This is a genomic window from Streptococcus sp. k-163, from assembly GCF_013277555.1.
Classification (GTDB): domain Bacteria; phylum Bacillota; class Bacilli; order Lactobacillales; family Streptococcaceae; genus Streptococcus.
Map to the genome: position 1 here is coordinate 99,834 of NZ_VMND01000015.1, position 20,566 is coordinate 120,399.

20 protein-coding genes are annotated in these 20,566 nt (G+C 40.9%); 16 read left to right on the forward strand and 4 right to left on the reverse strand.

All coding sequences use genetic code 11. The features are described 5' to 3' along the window. The first annotated feature begins 7 nt into the window (after positions 1 to 7). The 5 genes from HT731_RS06515 (at position 8) to manA (ending at position 7,506) form a co-directional block, all read left to right on the forward strand. The gene (locus tag HT731_RS06515) at positions 8 to 2,251 is read left to right on the forward strand and encodes a heavy metal translocating P-type ATPase (protein ID WP_061759193.1); all 2,244 of its coding nucleotides are present in this window, start codon (positions 8 to 10) and stop codon (positions 2,249 to 2,251) included. A gap of 211 nt (positions 2,252 to 2,462) precedes the next feature. Then, positions 2,463 to 4,238: a pyruvate oxidase gene (spxB, locus tag HT731_RS06520; RefSeq protein ID WP_061759194.1), complete on the forward strand. Its 1,776-nt coding sequence runs from the start codon at positions 2,463 to 2,465 to the stop codon at positions 4,236 to 4,238. Positions 4,239 to 4,392: 154 nt separating this feature from the next. Continuing rightward, positions 4,393 to 4,740, forward strand: coding sequence for a VOC family protein (locus HT731_RS06525; RefSeq protein WP_173278201.1), 348 nt, complete (start codon positions 4,393 to 4,395; stop codon positions 4,738 to 4,740). Positions 4,741 to 5,001: 261 nt separating this feature from the next. After that, on the forward strand, positions 5,002 to 6,441 hold the full coding sequence (locus HT731_RS06530; RefSeq protein WP_000136071.1) for a 6-phospho-beta-glucosidase: 1,440 nt from the start codon (positions 5,002 to 5,004) through the stop codon (positions 6,439 to 6,441). Between the two features lie 120 nt (positions 6,442 to 6,561). After that, on the forward strand, positions 6,562 to 7,506 hold the full coding sequence (manA, locus tag HT731_RS06535; RefSeq protein WP_001294273.1) for a mannose-6-phosphate isomerase, class I: 945 nt from the start codon (positions 6,562 to 6,564) through the stop codon (positions 7,504 to 7,506). A gap of 40 nt (positions 7,507 to 7,546) precedes the next feature. On the opposite strand, the gene HT731_RS06540 is transcribed toward manA, so the two are convergent. Then, the gene (locus HT731_RS06540) at positions 7,547 to 8,887 is read right to left on the reverse strand and encodes a sodium-dependent transporter (protein ID WP_173278203.1); all 1,341 of its coding nucleotides are present in this window, start codon (positions 8,885 to 8,887) and stop codon (positions 7,547 to 7,549) included. A 247-nt stretch (positions 8,888 to 9,134) separates the two neighbouring features. On the opposite strand from HT731_RS06540, the gene HT731_RS06545 reads away from it, so the two are divergent. After that, positions 9,135 to 9,875: a MerR family transcriptional regulator gene (locus HT731_RS06545; RefSeq protein ID WP_000274775.1), complete on the forward strand. Its 741-nt coding sequence runs from the start codon at positions 9,135 to 9,137 to the stop codon at positions 9,873 to 9,875. Positions 9,876 to 9,916: 41 nt separating this feature from the next. On the opposite strand, the gene HT731_RS06550 is transcribed toward HT731_RS06545, so the two are convergent. From HT731_RS06550 to HT731_RS06560, 3 genes are read right to left on the reverse strand one after another with little or no spacing between them, the layout of a single operon-like run. Further along, entirely contained in the window at positions 9,917 to 10,438 is a 522-nt protein-coding gene (locus tag HT731_RS06550; protein ID WP_000400052.1) for a DUF1697 domain-containing protein, read from the reverse strand. 37 nt (positions 10,439 to 10,475) lie between these two features. Continuing rightward, positions 10,476 to 11,654 carry an NAD(P)/FAD-dependent oxidoreductase gene (locus HT731_RS06555; protein ID WP_004247535.1) on the reverse strand — a complete coding sequence of 393 codons (1,179 nt, stop codon included), beginning with the start codon at positions 11,652 to 11,654 and terminating at the stop codon, positions 10,476 to 10,478. Positions 11,655 to 11,711: 57 nt separating this feature from the next. Next, the gene (locus HT731_RS06560) at positions 11,712 to 12,557 is read right to left on the reverse strand and encodes a DegV family protein (RefSeq protein ID WP_000219926.1); all 846 of its coding nucleotides are present in this window, start codon (positions 12,555 to 12,557) and stop codon (positions 11,712 to 11,714) included. A gap of 124 nt (positions 12,558 to 12,681) precedes the next feature. Here HT731_RS06560 and HT731_RS06565 point away from each other — a divergent pair, with 124 nt between their 5' ends. From HT731_RS06565 to HT731_RS06610, 10 genes are all read left to right on the forward strand, one after another. Beyond that, positions 12,682 to 13,239 (forward strand): TetR/AcrR family transcriptional regulator, encoded by a 558-nt coding sequence (locus tag HT731_RS06565; RefSeq protein ID WP_000004133.1) that lies wholly within the window; start codon positions 12,682 to 12,684, stop codon positions 13,237 to 13,239. Positions 13,240 to 13,257: 18 nt separating this feature from the next. Beyond that, entirely contained in the window at positions 13,258 to 13,725 is a 468-nt protein-coding gene (locus HT731_RS06570; protein WP_000138511.1) for a cytidine/deoxycytidylate deaminase family protein, read from the forward strand. 88 nt (positions 13,726 to 13,813) lie between these two features. Further along, positions 13,814 to 14,443, forward strand: a complete 630-nt coding sequence (gene upp / locus HT731_RS06575) for a uracil phosphoribosyltransferase (RefSeq protein ID WP_000515974.1) — start codon at positions 13,814 to 13,816, stop codon at positions 14,441 to 14,443. 175 nt (positions 14,444 to 14,618) lie between these two features. Then, positions 14,619 to 15,209 carry an ATP-dependent Clp protease proteolytic subunit ClpP gene (clpP, locus tag HT731_RS06580; RefSeq protein WP_000613475.1) on the forward strand — a complete coding sequence of 197 codons (591 nt, stop codon included), beginning with the start codon at positions 14,619 to 14,621 and terminating at the stop codon, positions 15,207 to 15,209. A gap of 78 nt (positions 15,210 to 15,287) precedes the next feature. Further along, positions 15,288 to 15,575 carry a YlbG family protein gene (locus HT731_RS06585; protein WP_000462127.1) on the forward strand — a complete coding sequence of 96 codons (288 nt, stop codon included), beginning with the start codon at positions 15,288 to 15,290 and terminating at the stop codon, positions 15,573 to 15,575. A 65-nt stretch (positions 15,576 to 15,640) separates the two neighbouring features. Next, positions 15,641 to 16,801, forward strand: a complete 1,161-nt coding sequence (locus tag HT731_RS06590) for an ABC transporter substrate-binding protein (protein ID WP_033679953.1) — start codon at positions 15,641 to 15,643, stop codon at positions 16,799 to 16,801. 268 nt (positions 16,802 to 17,069) lie between these two features. Continuing rightward, positions 17,070 to 17,939: a branched-chain amino acid ABC transporter permease gene (locus tag HT731_RS06595; protein ID WP_033679951.1), complete on the forward strand. Its 870-nt coding sequence runs from the start codon at positions 17,070 to 17,072 to the stop codon at positions 17,937 to 17,939. A gap of 3 nt (positions 17,940 to 17,942) precedes the next feature. Then, the gene (locus HT731_RS06600) at positions 17,943 to 18,899 is read left to right on the forward strand and encodes a branched-chain amino acid ABC transporter permease (RefSeq protein ID WP_000662288.1); all 957 of its coding nucleotides are present in this window, start codon (positions 17,943 to 17,945) and stop codon (positions 18,897 to 18,899) included. Continuing rightward, entirely contained in the window at positions 18,899 to 19,663 is a 765-nt protein-coding gene (locus HT731_RS06605; protein ID WP_001186000.1) for an ABC transporter ATP-binding protein, read from the forward strand. The genes HT731_RS06600 and HT731_RS06605 overlap by 1 nt, the downstream gene beginning before the upstream one ends. Further along, positions 19,663 to 20,373 carry an ABC transporter ATP-binding protein gene (locus tag HT731_RS06610; protein ID WP_000062215.1) on the forward strand — a complete coding sequence of 237 codons (711 nt, stop codon included), beginning with the start codon at positions 19,663 to 19,665 and terminating at the stop codon, positions 20,371 to 20,373. Before HT731_RS06605 ends, HT731_RS06610 begins: the two co-directional genes overlap by 1 nt. The last annotated feature ends 193 nt before the right edge of the window (positions 20,374 to 20,566 follow it).

A 20,566-nucleotide genomic window follows, 5' to 3' on the forward strand; every position in this document is an offset into this window, starting at 1 on the left:
GAATGATATGACTGAAATTGTAAAAGCAAGTCTTGAAAATGGTGTTCAAAAAATCCGTATCACGGCAGACAAAGGCTACCATCCAGCCCACATTCAACTGCAAAAAGGAGTTCCTGCTGAGATCACCTTTCACCGTGTGACACCTTCAAACTGTTATAAGGAAATTCTATTTGAAGAAGAAGGCATCTTGGAACCAATCGGCGTAGATGAGGAGAAAGTCATTCGATTTACACCTCAAGAATTAGGTCAACATGAATTTTCTTGTGGCATGAAGATGCAAAAGGGGAGTTATACCGTAGTTGAGAAGACTCGAAAATCTCTATCACTTTTACAGCGTTTTTGGATTACTAGTATCTTTACTGTGCCTCTTGTGATTCTCATGATTGGGATGTCTACAGGAGGAATTAGTCACCAAGTCATGCGTTGGGGCACCTTTTTAGCCACAACACCGATTATGCTAGTAGCAGGTGGTCCTTATATCCAAAGTGCTTGGGCTAGTTTTAAAAAGCACAATGCCAACATGGATACCTTGGTTGCTCTGGGAACCCTAGTGGCCTATTTCTATAGCTTAGTTGCCCTCTTCGCTGGTCTCCCCGTTTACTTTGAAAGTGCTGCATTTATCTTCTTCTTCGTTCTTCTGGGAGCCGTTTTTGAGGAGAAAATGCGGAAAAATACTTCCCAAGCTGTGGAGAAATTGCTGGACTTGCAGGCTAAAACAGCAGAAGTCTTGCGTGAGGATCGCTATGTTCAAGTTCCTTTGGAACAAGTCAAGGTAGGTGATCTGATTCGAGTGCGTCCCGGTGAAAAGATTGCTGTTGATGGTGTCGTAGTAGAAGGTATCTCTAGTATTGATGAGTCTATGGTGACAGGTGAGAGTCTGCCTGTGGACAAGACAGTTGGAGATACCGTCATTGGTTCAACCATCAATAATAGTGGAACACTTGTTTTTAGAGCAGAAAAAGTTGGTTCAGAGACTGTTTTGGCTCAGATTGTGGATTTTGTGAAGAAAGCTCAGACAAGTCGTGCTCCGATTCAGGACTTGACTGATAAAGTTTCAGGGATTTTTGTTCCAGCAGTTGTCATTTTAGGGATTGTGACCTTTTGGGTTTGGTTTGTCTTGTTGAGAGATAGTGTAGTCGTGCTTGGAGCTAGCTTTGTGTCCTCTCTTCTCTACGGAGTGGCGGTTTTGATTATCGCCTGCCCTTGTGCCTTGGGGCTCGCAACACCGACAGCCCTTATGGTAGGGACAGGACGCAGTGCCAAGATGGGAGTTCTACTCAAAAATGGAATGGTTCTACAGGAAATCCAGAAAGTCCAAACTCTTGTCTTTGATAAGACTGGGACTTTGACGGAAGGGAAGCCTGTGGTAACAGATATCATCGGCGACGAAGTAGAAGTGCTTGGATTGGCAGCCTCCTTGGAAGAAGCTTCTCAACACCCACTGGCTGAAGCCGTTGTGAAACGAGCGAGTGAAGTTGGACTTGAGTTACAAACTGTTGAAAATTTCCAAGCCTTGCACGGAAAAGGTGTCTCAGGGCAAATCAATGGAAAACAAGTTCTGCTTGGAAATGCTAAAATACTGGATGGCATGGATATTTCTAGTATTTATCAAGAAAAACTAGAAGAACTGGAAAAAGAGGCTAAGACAGTTGTTTTCTTGGCTGTTGAGAATGAAATCAAAGGCTTGCTTGCTCTGCAAGATATTCCCAAGGAAAATGCAAAGCTAGCTATCAGCCAGCTGAAAAAACGTGGACTTAAAACTGTCATGCTGACAGGAGACAATGCAGGTGTGGCGCGTGCCATTGCCGATCAGATCGGAATCGAAGAGGTCATTGCAGGTGTCTTGCCAGAAGAAAAAGCCAACGAAATCCATAAACTACAAGCGGCTGGAAAAGTAGCCTTTGTTGGTGATGGCATCAATGACGCTCCTGCCCTCAGTGTAGCAGATGTGGGGATTGCTATGGGAGCTGGAACAGATATTGCTATCGAGTCAGCAGATTTGGTGTTGACAACTAATAACCTCCTAGGAGTGGTTCGTGCCTTTGACATGAGTAAGAAAACCTTTAATCGAATTCTGCTCAATCTTTTCTGGGCCTTTATCTACAATGTCGTTGGAATTCCGATAGCAGCAGGAGTCTTTTCAGGTGTTGGACTGGCCCTCAACCCAGAACTGGCAGGTCTAGCTATGGCCTTTAGTTCAGTATCTGTTCTGACCAGTTCCCTTCTGTTAAACTTTAGTAAAATAGATTAAAAGCGAGCTTGCTCGCTTTTTATTATAAAACAGAATCTAAAAACGTTTTCAAACTGTACTGTAATAGATAATAAGAACTTGTGAGCAGATTCTTAGTAAAGTCGAACTAAATGTGGTAAATTAGTAGAGTAAAAATTTGCTGAAACGTTTTCAAAAAAGTATACGAAACTTTTTTAGTAGATTTAAAAATATTTGAAGGAGAGTTATCATTATGACTCAAGGGAAAATTACTGCATCTGCAGCAATGCTCAACGTATTGAAAACATGGGGCGTAGACACAATCTACGGTATCCCATCAGGAACACTCAGCTCATTGATGGACGCTTTGGCTGAAGACAAAGATATCCGCTTCTTGCAAGTTCGCCACGAAGAAACAGGTGCTCTTGCAGCGGTTATGCAAGCTAAATTCGGCGGCTCAATCGGGGTTGCAGTTGGTTCAGGTGGTCCAGGTGCGACTCACTTGATTAACGGTGTTTACGATGCAGCTATGGATAACACTCCATTCCTAGCGATCCTTGGATCACGTCCAGTTAACGAACTCAACATGGATGCCTTCCAAGAATTGAACCAAAACCCAATGTACAACGGTATCGCTGTATACAACAAACGTGTAGCTTACGCTGAGCAATTGCCAAAAGTAATCGACGAAGCTTGCCGTGCTGCAGTTTCTAAAAAAGGTCCAGCTGTTGTTGAAATTCCAGTAAACTTCGGTTTCCAAGAAATCGATGAAAACTCATACTATGGATCAGGTTCATACGAGCGTTCATTTATCGCTCCTGCTTTGAACGAAGTTGAAATCGACAAAGCTGTTGAAATCTTGAACAATGCTGAACGTCCAGTTATCTATGCTGGTTACGGTGGTGTTAAAGCTGGTGAAGTAATCACTGAATTGTCACGTAAAATCAAAGCACCAATCATCACTACTGGTAAAAACTTCGAAGCTTTCGAATGGAACTACGAAGGTTTGACAGGTTCTGCTTACCGTGTTGGTTGGAAACCAGCCAACGAAGTGGTCTTTGAAGCAGACACAGTTCTTTTCCTTGGTTCAAACTTCCCATTTGCTGAAGTATACGAAGCATTCAAAAACACTGAAAAATTCATCCAAGTCGATATTGACCCTTACAAACTTGGTAAACGTCACGCCCTTGACGCTTCAATCCTTGGTGACGCAGGTCAAGCAGCACAAGCTATCCTTGACAAAGTGAACCCAGTTGAATCTACTCCATGGTGGCGTGCAAACGTTAAGAACAACCAAAACTGGCGTGATTACATGGACAAACTCGAAGGTAAAACTGAGGGTGAATTGCAATTGTATCAAGTTTACAATGCAATCAACAAACATGCTGATCAAGACGCTATCTACTCAATCGACGTAGGTGACACTACTCAAACATCTACTCGTCACCTTCACATGACACCTAAGAACATGTGGCGTACATCTCCACTCTTTGCGACAATGGGTATTGCCCTTCCTGGTGGTATCGCTGCTAAGAAAGACAATCCAGATCGCCAAGTATGGAACATCATGGGTGACGGTGCATTCAACATGTGCTACCCAGACGTTATCACAAACGTTCAATACGACCTTCCAGTTATCAACGTTGTCTTCTCAAATGGTAAATATGCCTTCATCAAGGACAAATACGAAGACACAAACAAACACTTGTTTGGTTGTGACTTCCCTAATGCTGACTATGCGAAAATCGCTGAAGCTCAAGGAGCTGTTGGATTTACAGTTGACCGTATCGAAGACATCGATGCAGTTGTTGCAGAAGCTGTTAAATTGAACAAAGAAGGTAAAACTGTTGTTATCGATGCTCGCATCACTCACCACCGTCCACTTCCAGTAGAAGTACTTGAATTGGATCCAAAACTTCACTCAGAAGAAGCTATCAAAGCCTTCAAGGAAAAATACGAAGCAGAAGAACTCGTACCATTCCGTCTCTTCTTGGAAGAAGAAGGTTTGCAATCACGCGCAATTAAATAATTTCTCTCGTCGAAAATCAAATGTAAACTGCGTTATCTTCACCTTGCCGTACTCCAGTACTGCCTGCGGTTTGATGCCTTGTTTATTCTTTGATTTTCATAGAGAGAAACTTGAAAAGATCGGAGCAATCCGGTCTTTTTATGGAGAATAGTAAATGAATTTAAATCAATTAGATATTATCGTTTCAGATGTTCCCCAAGTCTGTGCTGATTTGGAGCATATCTTGGATAAAAAGGCAGATTATGCTGATGATGGTTTTGCTCAGTTTACGATTGGCAGTCACTGTCTGATGTTGTCCCAAAATCATTTGGTTCCTTTGGAAAACTTTCAGTCAGGAATCATTCTTCACATTGAGGTTGAGAATGTAGATCAGAACTACCAACGGTTGAAAGAACTTGGTATCCAGGTTTTAAACGGTCCAACTGTAACCGATTGGGGAACAGAGTCCTTATTAGTTAAAGGACCTGCTGGTCTAGTGATTGATTTTTATCGTATGAAATAGGACGCTTAGTCATTTGAAGATAATCTTAACTATTCTTAAAACAGAATGTGAGAATATGAACTATTGAAAGATCGGAGCAATCCGGTCTTTTTCTTATCACAAGACTGTGATAGTTTACATTTTTATAGCAAAACTCTCAAACTCTTGCTTATTTTTTATTCAAACGTAAAAGCCAGCTCAGGACATCATTACCCAGATAGTTCCAAATTTTTTGTTTTCTTTTTAGTATAATAGAACTATCAAATCAAATGAGGTAAAGTGATGACAGAAATACTACAATTTCCAGAGGGCTTCCTTTGGGGTGGTGCTACGGCAGCTAATCAATGTGAGGGGGCTTATAATCTAGATGATCGAGGTCTTGCTAACGTTGATGTGGTACCCATTGGACCAGACCGTGAAGCCATAATCATAGGTCAGAAAAAGATGTTCTCGTTTGAGGAGGGCTATTTTTACCCAGCAAAAGAAGCTATTGATATGTACCATCATTACAAGGAAGATATCGCTCTTTTTGCAGAAATGGGCTTTAAGACTTATAGACTTTCCATTGCTTGGACTCGGATTTTTCCTAAGGGCGACGAAACCGAGCCAAATGAAGCTGGTCTAGCCTTTTATGAGGATTTGTTTAAGGAATGTCATAAGTATGGAATCCAACCTCTGGTAACCATTACGCATTTCGACTGTCCTATGCACTTGATTGAAGAGTACGGTGGATGGCGCAATCGTCGGATGTTAGACTTCTATGAAAAACTTTGTCGCACACTCTTTACCCGCTATAAGGGTTTGGTCAAATATTGGCTTACCTTCAACGAAATTAACATGATTCTCCATGCACCCTTTATGGGAGCTGGGCTCTGTTTTGAAGAAGGAGAAAATCAAGAACAGGTTAAATACCAAGCTGCCCACCATGAATTGGTGGCCTCGGCCATGGCGACTAAGCTTGCCCACGAAATTGACCCAGAAAACAAGGTGGGATGTATGTTGGCTGCAGGGCAATACTATCCTAACACAGCCCATCCGAGAGACTACTGGGCTACTATGGAAGAAGACCGTAAGAGTTACTTCTTCATTGATGTTCAAGCGCGTGGGGAATACCCAAATTACGCTAAGAAGCAGTGGGAACGTGAAGGAATTAAGGTTGAAATGGCTCCAGAAGATTTGGATTTGTTGAAGAATCACACTGTTGACTTTGTTTCCTTCTCTTACTATGCAAGTCGAGTGGCCTCAGGGGATCCAGAAGTGAGGGATCTGACTGCTGGGAATGTCTTTGCCTCTATCAAAAATCCTTATCTTGAATCCTCAGAATGGGGATGGCAGATTGACCCACTTGGCCTTCGTATCACCCTCAATGCCATCTGGGATCGTTACCAAAAGCCAATGTTTATCGTAGAAAATGGACTCGGTGCTATGGACACGCCAGATGAGAATGGTTATGTAGCAGATGACTATCGGATTGCTTACTTAAAGGCTCATATCAAGACTATGCGAGATGCCATTTACCAAGATGGAGTTGACTTGCTTGGTTATACGACTTGGGGTTGTATCGATCTGGTTTCAGCTGGAACAGGCGAAATGAACAAGCGCTATGGCTTTATCTATGTGGATAGAGATAATGCTGGTCATGGAAGCCTCAAACGGAGCAAGAAGAAGTCCTTCTACTGGTACAAGGATGTCATTGCCAGCAATGGTGCAAGTATTGAGTAGAGCACATTTGTTTACTATTTTTATAAAATCTTCTCCCTACTTTATAAGATATGAAAAAGAGTTCAACTGGAACTCTTTTTTTGCTATAATGAAGGGAGAAAAATCAGACAGGAGATCGACATGTCAGAACCATTATTTTTAAATTCCGTTATGCAAGAAAAAATCTGGGGTGGAACCAAGCTACGCGATGAGTTTGGATACGACATCCCAAGTGAAAAAATCGGAGAATACTGGGCTATCTCAGCTCATCCAAATGGTGTCTCTAAAGTTGCCAATGGTCGTTTTGAAGGAACAGATCTAGCTACTTTATATGCAGAGCACCGTGAATTGTTTGGCAATCGTCCAGAACCTGTATTTCCGCTATTGACAAAAATCCTCGATGCCAATGACTGGCTCAGCGTCCAAGTTCACCCAGACGATACTTATGGACTAGAGCATGAGGGCGAACTTGGAAAAACAGAATGCTGGTATATCATTGCTGCGGATGAAGGATCAGAGATTATCTATGGTCACAATGCAAAGTCAAAAGAAGAACTCCGCCAGCAAATCGAGGACAAGAACTGGGATAGTTTATTGACAAAAGTACCAGTTAAGGCTGGGGATTTCTTCTATGTACCAAGTGGCACCATGCATGCTATCGGGGCAGGTATCTTGATTCTTGAAACCCAACAATCTAGTGACACCACCTATCGCGTCTATGACTTTGACCGTAAGGATGACAAGGGAAATTTGCGCGAACTTCACCTTGAAAAATCTATCGATGTTTTGAACATTGGAGAGCCTGCAAATAGCCGTCCAGTAACTATCAAAGCCGACGATTTACGCTCAACTCTCCTTGTATCCAATGACTTCTTCGCAGTCTACAAGTGGGAAATTACTGGGAAAGTTGAATTCGAAAAGACAGCTGATTACAGCTTATTGAGTGTCTTAGCTGGTCAAGGTCAGCTTACTGTAGATGGGAAAAACTATCCGATTCAAAAAGGTAGCCACTTTATCCTACCAAGTGATGTTGAATCTTGGACTCTGGAAGGACAAGAATTAGAATTGATTGTTAGCCATCCATAACAAAGAAAGGGCCTGAGTTCACTACTCAAGTCCTTTTTGATTACATAAATTGGGCGATAAAGACCACAATGATAATGATTGGAATGACGAAACGAAGAAGGAAGAGCCAGACTTGGAAAAGTCCCTGTTTCCATGTTGTTTCATCAAGGTGTAGTTCTTCCATGGCAAGAACCTTTTTGAAGATGTAGCCTGTAAAGAGTGAAAGGCAGAGAGCTCCAAATGGCATGAGGAGATTGGAAACCAAGAAATCCATAGCGTCAAAGAAGGTCTTCCCAAAAATGTGAACATCTGCCATAACACCGTAAGAAAGGGCTGAAGGAATTCCAAAGACAAAGGTCAAGATTCCTAAAATCGCACTCCATTTGGCACGCTTACTGTTGTCCTGATCGGTGATATTGCCCACATTGATTTCTAGCATAACGACAGAAGAAGTGACCGTCGCAAAGAGGAAGAGCAAGAGGAAGAGGATGTAGAAAATAGTTCCAAAAGGCATCTTGTCAAAGAGCTGAGGCAAGACGATAAAGAGTAAGCTCGGTCCCCCTTCAGACTGGATATTGAAGGCTGACATGGCTGGGAAAATGGCAAGACCTGCCATGATAGATACCGAGATATTCATGGCTACAATGGAAATTCCTGATTGGACCAGATTGGTTTTCTTGTCCAAGTAGGAAGCATAGGTCAGCATGGCTGTAACCCCTAGTGAGAGGGCAAAGAAAGATTGTCCCAGAGCATAGAGGAGACCGGCGCTCGTCAGTTTTGAAAAGTCTGGTTTGAGGAAGTAAAGAATCCCTTCCATGGCATTTGGCAAACTGAGAGAACGACCGATGATGACGACAAAGATGATAAAGAGCAGGGGCATCATAACCTTAGATGCTCTTTCAATCCCTTTTTGAACACCACGTGATACAATAAAGATGTTCAATAATATAAAGGCAGCTTGTGCGCCTAGGGCAATGGCTGGATTTGAAATGATTGAAGTAAATAACTGAGCGTAATCACCTGTTCCACTAAGTTGGAACAATTTTCCAAACTCAATGCCTAGATAGACTAAAATCCATCCTCCAATAACACTGTAGAAAGATAAGAGGATAAAGAGGGCAAAGGCACCAATCCAACCGATGAAGTTGTACTTGCCATTCTTGCCCAGTTTTCCAAAGGTTTTAATCCCAGAGACACCAGCACTTCGACCGAGGGCAAATTCAGCTAGTAAAAGGGGAAAACCGATTAAAATAGTGGAGATAAGAAAGACCAGTAAAAAGCCTCCACCGCCATTAGCAGCAGTCATGTAGGGGAATTTCCAAACGGCACCAAGTCCGATGGCTGAACCAGCAGATGCTAGGATAAAGCCCAGTTTAGAACCCCATTGCGATTTTTCAGACATAGTTAAACTCCTAAAATTAGTGTTACAAAAGAAAAAGCTACTGCCCTTGGCAAATAGCCTCATCAGTACTCAAGATGAGCGTTTCTTTTGATTGATAGACTTGACTATCCTATCATGTTTTCTAAGGTCTGTCAAGAAAACCATTTTCAAGTTTTCACAGCTTTCTCAAAAATTTTTAAAAATTTCGCAAAAACGCTTGACTCTGACCTAAGGGGAGGGGTTATACTATCAATGTAAGGAGAAAATCATGTACCATATAAAAGAAGCTGCGCAGCTTTCGGGCGTATCTGTCAAAACCCTACACCACTATGACAAGATAGGACTCTTGGTTCCTTTAAAGTCAGAAAACGGCTATCGAACATACAGTCAAGAGGATTTGGAACGCCTTCAGGTCATTCTATATTACAAATATCTAGGCTTTTCTTTAGAAAAAATAGCAGAGCTGTTAAAGGAAGAGAGATCAGATTTATTGCCTCATTTGACTAGACAGTTGGACTATTTGACTCGTGAAAGGCAACATCTGGATACCTTGATTTCCACCTTGCAAAAAACCATTCAAGAACATAAAGGAGAAAGAGAAATGAGCATTCAAGAGAAATTTGCTGGGTTTAACTACCAAGACCATCAAAAATACCACCAAGAGGCGGTAGAGAAATATGGACAAGAAGTCATGGACCAAGCGCTCGAACGTCAAAAAGGTCACGAAGATGAGGCTACGATTGCCTTCAACCAAGTTTTTCAAGCTTTGTCACAAAATCTTCAAGCTGGTTTACCTGCAACAGCAACTGAAAACCAAGAGCAAGCAGCCAAGCTCTTGCAAGCCATCCGTACTTATGGATTTGACTGCTCTATTGAAGTCTTCGGTCATATTGGTAAAGGCTACGTCTATAACCCAGAGTTTAAGGAAAACATTGACAAATTTGGAACTGGCACTGCCCAATACACATCAGATGTGATTGCTCATTATGTCCAAACTCAGACAAAATAAAATCGGAGGAGTATTCTTCCGATTTTTTCTAAATTCAAGTATTACTTGCTTAATAATTTTTCTACCACATTTAGTTTTCGCATGGTCAAATCTACATTAAAAAGCTTTTCAAGATAGTTGGTATGGAGTTTCTTTTGTTTTGCAGTTCTAGGGAGATAGAGGTAGAGACAGTGGTTACCGATACAAATTTCTTCTTCACCGTAATCAATTTTCAATTTTTCTAAAGGTAGACTTTGAATAGATTCTTGATAAAAAATCACGTGTATACGGTCATAAAGATAGTGTTCTCCAAAAGGGTTTTCTTGGACAATTTTTGTAAAATCACTTTTGTTCTTGATAACCATTTTTAAGTCGGCCCCAATTTTTTCCTTTATCAGAGTATGAACACGTTCTCGTATTGTTTCTAAATCTAAGTCACTTTCAAGAATGATATTCCCACTTTGAATATAGGTTCGAACTTGTTGAAAACCAGCTTCTGTTAAGATATCTACTAGATAAGACATTTTAGGGATAGCATTTTTTCCATTAGGAGTAACACCTCTTAGTAAAATAATATGTTCCAAAGGACTTCCTTTCTTATTTGGTATTTTAGTCATTCAATTATTTATATATTTGATTTGAGCCTGCCACCCAACCAGTACAGAGGGCTGAAGTGATGTTAAAGCCACCCGTGTGGGCGTTAATATCCATGACCTCGCCTGCAAAGTGGAGTCCAGGGACTAGCTTACTTTCCAGAGTTTTAGGATTAATTTCCTTAAGACTGACACCACCCTTGGTAACAAAGGATTTAGCTAAGGACATTTTACCAGTAACAGGAATTTTAAGTCCTTTGATGGACTGGAGAAGTTGTTCTTGTTCCTTTTCAGTCAACTGTTTGACTTTGTCAGGATAGCATTGCACAAAAAAATCTGCCAAGCGTTCTGGAAGCAAAGTTTTTAAGGCATTTTTCAAGGATTTTTCCCGATTTTCTTCTAGAAATGCAGCCAAATCCTTCTCGGAAAGTTGAGGCAAAACATCCAGTGAGAGAATCTCCCCACCCTTTACAAAGCTAGACATACGTAGGGCAGCAGGGCCAGACAAACCAAAGTGGGTAAAGAGCAAATCGTGAGTGATGACATGCTTACCATAACTTAAGATCACATCATCTAGGGAAATTCCCTGTAAGGCCTTATGTGGAAAATCTGTCAACAAAGGACTTTCAGCAGCCTCAAGCTCGGTAATGGTGTGCTTGAAATGACGAGCAATCTCGTGACCAAAACCAGTCGAACCAGTTGAAGGATAGGATTTTCCACCAGTTGTGACAATGAGTTTATCACAAGTGAAGGTTTGGTCAGCTGACTTAAGGACAAACTTGTCATCTACCTTTTTTACTGAAACAATCTCTGTTTGAGTAGCAACTTGGCCACCTAATTCAGTGATTTTCTTTTCCAAGGCCTCGATAATAGTCCGAGATTTGTCGCTAGCAGGAAAGACGCGGCCGTGGTCTTCGACCTTAAGTTTAACACCATTTTCTGTAAAAAAGTTAATGATATCATGGTTATCAAACTGAGAGAAGACACTGTAAAGAAAGCGTCCGTTCCCAGGGATTCCAGCTAGTAGGTCGTCTAGAGTTCCGTTGTTAGTTACATTGCAACGTCCCCCACCAGTTCCAGCTAATTTCTTTCCAAGTTTCCGATTTTTTTCGATGAGGAAGGTTTTCTGTCCATAAAAGCTACTGGAAATCGTAGCCATCATGCCAGCAGGACCTCCACCGATGACAATAGTATCAAAATGTTTCATAGCTCTATTGTACCACAAAAAAACAAGAGATGAAGTCACCTCTTGTCAAGAATGTAATTAATCAATTTCATATCCCATCAGCAAACCACCATCTTCTGCATAGAAACTGCAGAGGCCAGAGGTTGGGAGAATCTTAATATCCGCATATGGGAAGGTTTCACGGATTCGGTCTGAAAGCTGTTGGCAACATTTCTCGTTATTGCGTTGGGCCATGACAATACGGCCACCAGCATATCCAGCTTTAATGATTTCATCATAGGCAGCTTGAACTGATTTCTTTGGACCTCGTGCTTTTTGTAGTAATTCGAGGGTTCCAGTTTCACTAGCTTCTCCGACCATGCGGATATTGAGAAGGCCAACGACTGTACCGATAAGCTTGCTCAAACGGCCGTTTTTCACCAGGTTATCAACTCTGGATAGGACAAAGAGCAGCTTGGTTTTTTCTTGATAGGCAGTGATAGCTTCAACTACTTCTTCAAAAGATAGGCCCTGGTCAATCAGGTTATTTAATTTTTCTACGAGTAGGTCAACCTCACCACCAGCAGACAAACTATCAATCACATGAATCTTAGTATCAGGATGGTCTTCCAGATAAATATTCTTGGCCAGTTGAGCACTATTGTGACTACCAGAAAGAGTACCAGTTATGGTTACGAGGAAAATGTTTTTTGCTCCTTCAAATGCTCGTAAATAATCATCTGGGCTTGGACAAGCTGATTTTGAAGCTTCTGCAGTTGCATACATAGTTTCCATCATTTGGTCAATATCAAGACTGGCATCATCAACAAAGACCTGATCAGCTACTTGAATGGTTAAGGGAACACTTACAAAGGTCGTGTCAATAGCTGGTGTTTCTAGCTGACGATAATCACAACCAGAGTCAGCAATAATCTTCCAAGTCATAGAAATTCTCCATCTTTGCCAGTTATACATTGACAAAGGTTCTGTCTTTTTTTACAATTATATCATGAAAACCCTTGAAACAAAAGTCTCATCCGTCTGTTGTGACAAGTAGAAAGAAAATGTTATGTCTGAACGTAGAATCTCTGAAAAATCTCTTGAAAATCTCAGAAAATCAAATCAAGAATCCAATTTATTAACTAGAGAAGCGATTGAAACAGCCCTCTTGCAACTCTTGGAAAAAAAGGACTTGACCAAGATTAGTATTTCTGAATTGGTTAAACGTGCAGGCGTTTCGCGTGCGGCCTTTTATCGCAATTATGATTCCAAAGAGGAAATTTTAGAGAGCGTCTTTAAACGGAGTGTCTACAATATCATGGAACAGCTGCATCATTACGATTTAAAGACAGACCTTTATCTAGTCTGGGTTCACCTTTTCCGAGAGGTCAGAAAAGAAGCCAGAGTGATTCAATTGGCATTGGATTACCATTTGGAAAAAATTTTTGTCCAAGCCATGCAGGAATTTCTAGAAAAATACCATGGAACATCAAAAGGTGTCAGCTCTTATCTTCATTCCTTCTGGAGTTCAGCCATCGTCTCGGTCCTTCTAAAATGGACCAAGGATGGCATGAAGGTACCAGCTGAAAAGATTGCGGATTTACGCTTACCATTTTTAAAAAAATAGAGAAAAAGGAGAAAAGAGATGACTGAAAACAGACTAGCATGGGATGAGTATTTTGCAGCTCAAGCCTTATTAATTGCCAATCGTTCCACTTGTAAACGAGCCAAAGTGGGCGCAATTCTGGTAAAGGATAATAAGGTTATTTCCACTGGTTACAATGGTTCGGTGTCAGGTACAGAGCATTGTATTGATCACGAATGTCTGGTCATTGAAGGCCACTGTGTTCGTACCCTTCACGCTGAGGTTAATGCCATTCTACAAGGTGCAGAACGTGGTGTTCCTAAAGGCTTTACAGCCTATGTAACCCATTTTCCTTGTCTCAACTGTACAAAACAATTGCTACAGGTGGGTTGCAAGCGCGTGGTTTATATTAACCAGTACCGAATGGACGACTATGCCCAATACCTTTATCAAGAAAAGGGAACAGAATTGACCCATTTACCACTTGAGACAGTACAGGCAGCTCTTAAAGAGGCTGATTTAATGTAAAAATTATCAAAAATAAATGGTTTAGAAAGATTTTTAAACCGTTTTTTGGTATAATAAGAGGAATAAATTGAAAGAAGGAATTCCAAAAATGGGAAAAATTGAAGTTATTAATCATCCACTGATTCAACACAAATTGTCAATCTTGCGTCGTACAGATACTTCTACAAAAGCTTTCCGTGAGCTAGTCGATGAGATTGCAATGTTGATGGGGTATGAAGTACTTCGTGATCTTCCACTAGAAGATGTGGAAATCGAAACACCAATCACAAAAACAGTTCAAAAACAATTGGCAGGTAAGAAATTGGCCATCGTTCCAATCTTGCGTGCAGGTATCGGGATGGTTGACGGACTCTTGAGCTTGGTTCCAGCTGCTAAGGTTGGTCACATCGGTATGTACCGTGATGAAGAAACGCTTCAACCAGTTGAGTATTTGGTGAAATTGCCTGAAGATATTGACCAACGTCAAATTTTTGTCGTAGACCCAATGTTGGCAACAGGTGGCTCAGCAATTTTAGCTGTTGACTCGCTTAAAAAACGTGGCGCATCAAATATCAAATTTGTCTGCCTTGTATCTGCTCCAGAAGGTGTAAAAGCTCTTCAAGAAGCTCATCCAGATGTAGAAATCTTTACAGCAGCTTTGGATGAACGCTTGAACGAACACGGTTATATCGTTCCAGGTCTTGGAGATGCTGGAGACCGCTTGTTCGGTACGAAATAACATCGAAAAGAAGAAGATTGACTTGGAAAAGAATTCCAGTCACGAAAGGAGGTTGAATTTTTGTTTCTGTCTAATGAAAACAGAGCAAAAATTTGACCTTTTTTGACCAAGATATTATAATAGTCTTATCTTCAGTCATTTGACCAACAAAATTAAAACTCAAAAGGAGAAATAAATGATTCCTGTAGTTATTGAACAAACAAGCCGTGGAGAACGTTCCTACGATATTTACTCACGTCTTCTCAAAGACCGTATCATTATGCTGACAGGCCCAGTTGAAGACAATATGGCTAACTCTGTTATTGCCCAGTTGCTTTTCTTGGATGCCCAAGATAGTACAAAAGATATTTACCTTTATGTAAACACACCTGGTGGTTCTGTTTCAGCTGGTTTGGCAATCGTTGATACTATGAATTTTATCAAGGCAGATGTCCAAACCATCGTTATGGGAATGGCTGCATCTATGGGGACAGTCATCGCATCAAGTGGAGCAAAAGGCAAACGTTTCATGCTTCCAAATGCTGAGTACATGATCCACCAACCAATGGGTGGTACAGGTGGTGGTACTCAACAAACCGATATGGCGATTGCTGCAGAACACTTGCTTAAAACTCGTAATACCTTGGAAAAAATCTTAGCTGAAAATTCAGGTCAGTCAATCGAAAAAGTCCATGCAGATGCAGAACGCGATAACTGGATGAGTGCTCAAGAAACACTTGAATATGGCTTTATTGATGAAATCATGGCCAACAATTCATTGAATTAATGATAAAAGAAGGCAAACTCGACTGGGTTTGCTTTTTTTGGTATAATAAGGAGAAATTTCTTAGAAAGAGGATTTATCATGTTTGAAAAAGTCAATCGTTCTGGCTTGATTATCTATCTTTACTATAATCGTGATGCAAAAAAACTGCAGGATTATGGAGATATTACCTATCATTCCAAGAAACATCGTTATTTACAACTCTATGTTCCAACTCAAGAAGTGGAGCAATTGGTCGGGCGCTTGAGCAAGGAAAAGTTTATAAAAAAAGTCAGAGTTTGTCATATTCAAGAGCTGGAAACACCCTTTGTGGGCAATCTTTATCGAGAGGAAAACGTTATCATCGAAAAAGTTCAAGAAAAGTGTTGACAATTTTCTGATAATTCGGTATATTCTTAACATGCTATTTATTTAAGAAATAAGGAGACAAAAAGATGAAGAAAAAATTTGCCCTATCGTTTGTGGCGCTTGCAAGTGTAGCACTTCTTGCAGCCTGTGGAGAAGTGAAGTCTGGAGCAGTCAACACTGCTGGTAACTCAGTAGAGGAAAAGACAATCAAAATCGGATTTAACTTTGAAGAAACTGGTGCCGTAGCAGCCTACGGGACATCTGAACAAAAAGGTGCTCAACTTGCTGTTGATGAAATCAATGCAGCAGGTGGTATCGACGGAAAACAAATCGAAGTAGTCGATAAAGATAACAAGTCTGAAACAGCAGAAGCTGCTTCAGTAACAACTAACCTTGTAACCCAATCTAAAGTATCAGCAATCGTAGGTCCTGCGACATCTGGTGCAACTGCAGCTGCGGTAGCTAACGCTACAAAAGCAGGTGTTCCATTGATTTCGCCAAGTGCGACTCAAGATGGATTGACTAAAGGTCAAGATTACCTCTTTATCGGAACTTTCCAAGATAGTTTCCAAGGAAAAATTATCTCAAACTATGTTTCTGATAAATTAAACGCTAAGAAAGTTGTTCTATACACTGACAACGCCAGCGACTATGCTAAAGGGATTGCCAAAGCCTTCCGTGAAGCTTACAAAGGTGAAATCGTTGCAGATGAAACTTTCGTAGCAGGTGATACAGACTTCCAAGCAGCCCTTACAAAAATGAAAGGGAAAGACTTTGATGCCATTGTTGTTCCTGGTTACTACACTGAAGCTGGTAAAATTGTAAACCAAGCGCGTGGTATGGGAATTGACAAGCCAATCGTTGGTGGTGATGGATTCAACGGTGAAGAGTTTGTACAACAAGCAACTCCTGAAAAAGCATCAAACATCTACTTTATCTCAGGCTTCTCAACTACTGTAGAAGTTTCAGCTAAAGCAAAAGCCTTCCTTGACGCTTACCGTGCTAAGTACAATGAAGAGCCTTCAACATTTGCAGCCTTGGCTTATGATTCAGTTCACCTTGTAGCAAACGCAGCAAAAGGTGCTAAAAACTCAGGTGAGATTAAGGACAACCTTGCTAAAACAAAAGACTTTGAAGGTGTAACTGGTCAAACAAGTTTCGATGCAGACCACAACACAGTTAAAACTGCTTACATGATGACCATGAACAATGGTAAGGTTGAAGCAGCAGAAGTTGTAAAACCATAATAGAAAAATGTTGAAATAGGGAATGAGCCTCGGACTCACTCCCTGTTTCGATGTTTAATACTCTTCGAAAATCTCTTCAAACCGCGTCAACGTCGCCTTGGATTATATACGTGACTGACTTCGTCAGTCTTATCTACAACCTCAAAGCAGTGCTTTGAGCAACCTGCGGCTAGTTTTCTAGTTTGCTCTTTGATTTTCATTGAGTATAAGAACCTATCAAAAAGTGAGGGGAAAACCCTCAAAATTATAAATAGAAAGAGTGAATTTTATGCTCCAACAACTAGTAAATGGTTTGATTCTAGGTAGTGTTTACGCGCTGTTAGCCCTAGGATATACCATGGTTTACGGAATTATCAAGCTCATCAACTTTGCCCACGGTGATATTTATATGATGGGAGCCTTTATCGGTTATTTCTTGATTAATTCTTTTCAAATGAATTTCTTTGTAGCGCTTATTGTAGCGATGATAGCGACAGCCATTCTTGGTGTTGTGATTGAGTTCCTTGCTTACCGACCTTTACGCCACTCTACTCGTATTGCTGTTTTGATCACAGCTATTGGGGTTTCCTTCCTACTTGAGTATGGAATGGTCTATCTGGTTGGTGCCAATACCCGTGCCTTCCCTCAAGCGATTCAAACAGTTCGCTATGATTTGGGACCAGTTAGCCTAACAAACGTGCAGTTAATGATTTTGGCTATTTCCTTGATTTTGATGATTTTGTTACAAGTTATTGTTCAAAAGACAAAGATGGGGAAAGCCATGCGTGCAGTATCTGTAGATAGCGATGCGGCGCAATTGATGGGGATCAATGTAAACCGTACTATCAGCTTTACCTTTGCTTTGGGTTCTGCTCTTGCGGGTGCGGCTGGTGTTCTGATTGCTCTTTATTATAACTCTCTTGAGCCTTTGATGGGGGTTACTCCAGGTCTTAAGTCATTCGTTGCCGCAGTACTTGGTGGTATTGGAATTATTCCTGGTGCGGCTCTTGGTGGTTTTGTGATTGGTCTATTGGAAACTTTTGCGACAGCCTTTGGAATGTCAGACTTCCGTGATGCCATTGTTTATGGAATCTTGTTGTTGATCTTGATTGTCCGCCCAGCTGGTATCCTTGGTAAAAATGTGAAAGAGAAGGTGTAAACGATGAAAGAAAATTTAAAAGTTAATATTCTATGGTTACTCCTTTTGTTAGCTGGCTATGGCTTGATTAGTGTACTGGTCTCAGTCGGAGTACTCAATCTATTCTATGTACAGATTTTACAACAAATTGGAATTAATATTATTTTGGCTGTTGGCCTTAACTTAATCGTTGGTTTTTCAGGACAATTTTCACTTGGACATGCTGGTTTCATGGCGATTGGTGCCTATGCCGCTGCTATTATTGGTTCTAAATCACCAACCTATGGTGCCTTTTTTGGAGCTATGCTTGTAGGTGCTTTGATTTCAGGAGCAGTTGCCTTACTTGTCGGAATTCCAACCTTGCGCTTGAAGGGGGACTATCTTGCGGTAGCGACTCTAGGTGTTTCTGAAATTATCCGTATCTTTATCATCAATGGTGGAAGCATTACAAATGGTGCGGCAGGTATCTTGGGAATTCCTAACTTTACAAATTGGCAAATGGTATACTTCTTTGTCGTGATTACAACCATTGCAACCTTGAACTTCTTGCGTAGCCCGATTGGTCGTTCAACCCTATCTGTTCGTGAGGACGAGATTGCTGCTGAGTCAGTTGGGGTTAATACGACTAAAATTAAAATCATCGCCTTTGTCTTTGGTGCTATTACTGCAAGTATTGCAGGGTCACTTCAGGCAGGATTTATCGGTTCAGTTGTACCGAAAGATTACACTTTCATTAACTCAATCAACGTTTTGATCATTGTTGTATTTGGTGGACTTGGTTCCATTACAGGTGCCATCGTTTCAGCTATTGTTCTTGGAATTTTGAATATGCTTCTCCAAGATGTTGCTAGCGTTCGTATGATTATCTACGCTTTGGCCTTGGTATTGGTAATGATTTTCAGACCAGGTGGACTCCTTGGAACATGGGAATTGAGTCTATCACGTTTCTTTAAAAAATCTAAGAAGGAGGAACAAAACTAATGGCATTACTTGAAGTAAAACAGTTAACCAAACATTTTGGCGGTCTAACAGCTGTTGGAGATGTGACTCTTGAATTGAACGAAGGGGAATTGGTTGGACTAATTGGTCCAAACGGAGCTGGTAAAACCACTCTTTTCAACCTCTTGACCGGTGTTTATGAACCAAGTGAGGGAACAGTTACCCTTGATGGTCACCTTTTAAATGGGAAGTCACCTTATAAGATTGCCTCCTTAGGACTTGGACGTACTTTCCAAAATATCCGTCTCTTTAAAGATTTAACAGTTTTGGACAATGTTTTGATTGCTTTTGGCAACCATCACAAACAACATGTTTTTGCTAGTTTCTTACGCTTACCAGCTTTTTACAATAGTGAAAAGGAATTAAAGGCTAAAGCTTTGGAATTACTGAAAATTTTTGATTTAGATGGTGATGCAGAGACTCTTGCTAAAAACCTCGCCTACGGACAACAACGTCGTTTGGAAATTGTTCGTGCCCTTGCTACGGAGCCTAAAATTCTCTTTTTAGATGAACCAGCAGCAGGTATGAACCCACAGGAAACAGCGGAATTGACTGAGTTAATTCGTCGTATCAAAGATGAATTTAAGATTACGATCATGCTGATTGAACACGATATGAATCTGGTCATGGAAGTAACAGAACGCATCTACGTACTTGAATATGGTCGTTTGATTGCTCAAGGAACTCCAGACGAAATTAAGACCAATAAACGCGTTATCGAAGCTTATCTAGGAGGTGAAGCCTAATGTCTATGTTAAAAGTTGAAAATCTTTCTGTACATTACGGTATGATCCAAGCAGTCCGTGATGTAAGCTTTGAAGTTAATGAAGGAGAAGTTGTTTCCCTTATCGGTGCCAATGGTGCTGGTAAGACAACTATTCTCCGTACCTTGTCTGGTTTGGTTAGACCGAGTTCAGGAAAAATTGAATTTTTAGGTCAAGAAATTCAAAAAATGCCAGCTCAGAAAATCGTGGCAGGTGGTCTTTCACAAGTACCAGAAGGACGCCACGTCTTCCCTGGCTTGACTGTTATGGAAAATCTTGAAATGGGAGCTTTCTTAAAGAAAAATCGTGATGAAAATCAAGCTAACTTGAAGAAGGTTTTCTCACGCTTTCCTCGTCTTGAAGAACGGAAGAACCAAGATGCAGCCACTCTTTCAGGAGGGGAACAACAAATGCTTGCCATGGGACGCGCCCTTATGTCAACACCTAAACTTCTTCTTTTAGATGAGCCATCAATGGGACTTGCCCCAATCTTTATCCAAGAAATTTTTGATATCATTCAAGATATCCAGAAACAAGGAACAACCGTCCTCTTGATTGAACAAAATGCCAATAAAGCACTCGCAATCTCTGACCGAGGCTATGTACTGGAAACAGGAAAAATCGTCCTATCCGGAACAGGAAAAGAACTCGCCTCATCAGAAGAAGTCAGAAAAGCATATCTAGGTGGCTAAAAAGGTCCGGGGGACCTTTTTAGTCGGTAGATTGAGATTGCAAACAAATCTGCATCTACATTAAAAGCTTAATTTCTAATAATTAAAAAATCGAATGAAAGGTATCTTACCTTCATTCATAGAGCTCGATTTTAGAGCTCTTTTTGCTAGCTTATTCATACTTTTCTGAATTTTGAAAAAGAAATGTAAGCGT

Bases quoted from the DNA above. Each gene is read 5' to 3' on its own strand.
- upp (WP_000515974.1), top strand. From the start codon at position 13,814: ATGGGAAAAATTGAAGTTATTAATCATCCACTGATTCAACACAAATTG.
- HT731_RS06555 (WP_004247535.1), bottom strand. From the start codon at position 11,654: ATGAAACATTTTGATACTATTGTCATCGGTGGAGGTCCTGCTGGCATG.
- HT731_RS06545 (WP_000274775.1), top strand. From the start codon at position 9,135: ATGTACCATATAAAAGAAGCTGCGCAGCTTTCGGGCGTATCTGTCAAA.
- HT731_RS06595 (WP_033679951.1), top strand. From the start codon at position 17,070: ATGCTCCAACAACTAGTAAATGGTTTGATTCTAGGTAGTGTTTACGCG.
- HT731_RS06565 (WP_000004133.1), top strand. From the start codon at position 12,682: ATGTCTGAACGTAGAATCTCTGAAAAATCTCTTGAAAATCTCAGAAAA.
- HT731_RS06585 (WP_000462127.1), top strand. From the start codon at position 15,288: ATGTTTGAAAAAGTCAATCGTTCTGGCTTGATTATCTATCTTTACTAT.
- manA (WP_001294273.1), top strand. From the start codon at position 6,562: ATGTCAGAACCATTATTTTTAAATTCCGTTATGCAAGAAAAAATCTGG.
- HT731_RS06515 (WP_061759193.1), top strand. From the start codon at position 8: ATGACTGAAATTGTAAAAGCAAGTCTTGAAAATGGTGTTCAAAAAATC.
- HT731_RS06590 (WP_033679953.1), top strand. From the start codon at position 15,641: ATGAAGAAAAAATTTGCCCTATCGTTTGTGGCGCTTGCAAGTGTAGCA.
- HT731_RS06570 (WP_000138511.1), top strand. From the start codon at position 13,258: ATGACTGAAAACAGACTAGCATGGGATGAGTATTTTGCAGCTCAAGCC.
- HT731_RS06525 (WP_173278201.1), top strand. From the start codon at position 4,393: ATGAATTTAAATCAATTAGATATTATCGTTTCAGATGTTCCCCAAGTC.
- HT731_RS06600 (WP_000662288.1), top strand. From the start codon at position 17,943: ATGAAAGAAAATTTAAAAGTTAATATTCTATGGTTACTCCTTTTGTTA.
- spxB (WP_061759194.1), top strand. From the start codon at position 2,463: ATGACTCAAGGGAAAATTACTGCATCTGCAGCAATGCTCAACGTATTG.
- HT731_RS06530 (WP_000136071.1), top strand. From the start codon at position 5,002: ATGACAGAAATACTACAATTTCCAGAGGGCTTCCTTTGGGGTGGTGCT.
- HT731_RS06610 (WP_000062215.1), top strand. From the start codon at position 19,663: ATGTCTATGTTAAAAGTTGAAAATCTTTCTGTACATTACGGTATGATC.
- HT731_RS06540 (WP_173278203.1), bottom strand. From the start codon at position 8,887: ATGTCTGAAAAATCGCAATGGGGTTCTAAACTGGGCTTTATCCTAGCA.
- HT731_RS06605 (WP_001186000.1), top strand. From the start codon at position 18,899: ATGGCATTACTTGAAGTAAAACAGTTAACCAAACATTTTGGCGGTCTA.
- HT731_RS06560 (WP_000219926.1), bottom strand. From the start codon at position 12,557: ATGACTTGGAAGATTATTGCTGACTCTGGTTGTGATTATCGTCAGCTA.
- clpP (WP_000613475.1), top strand. From the start codon at position 14,619: ATGATTCCTGTAGTTATTGAACAAACAAGCCGTGGAGAACGTTCCTAC.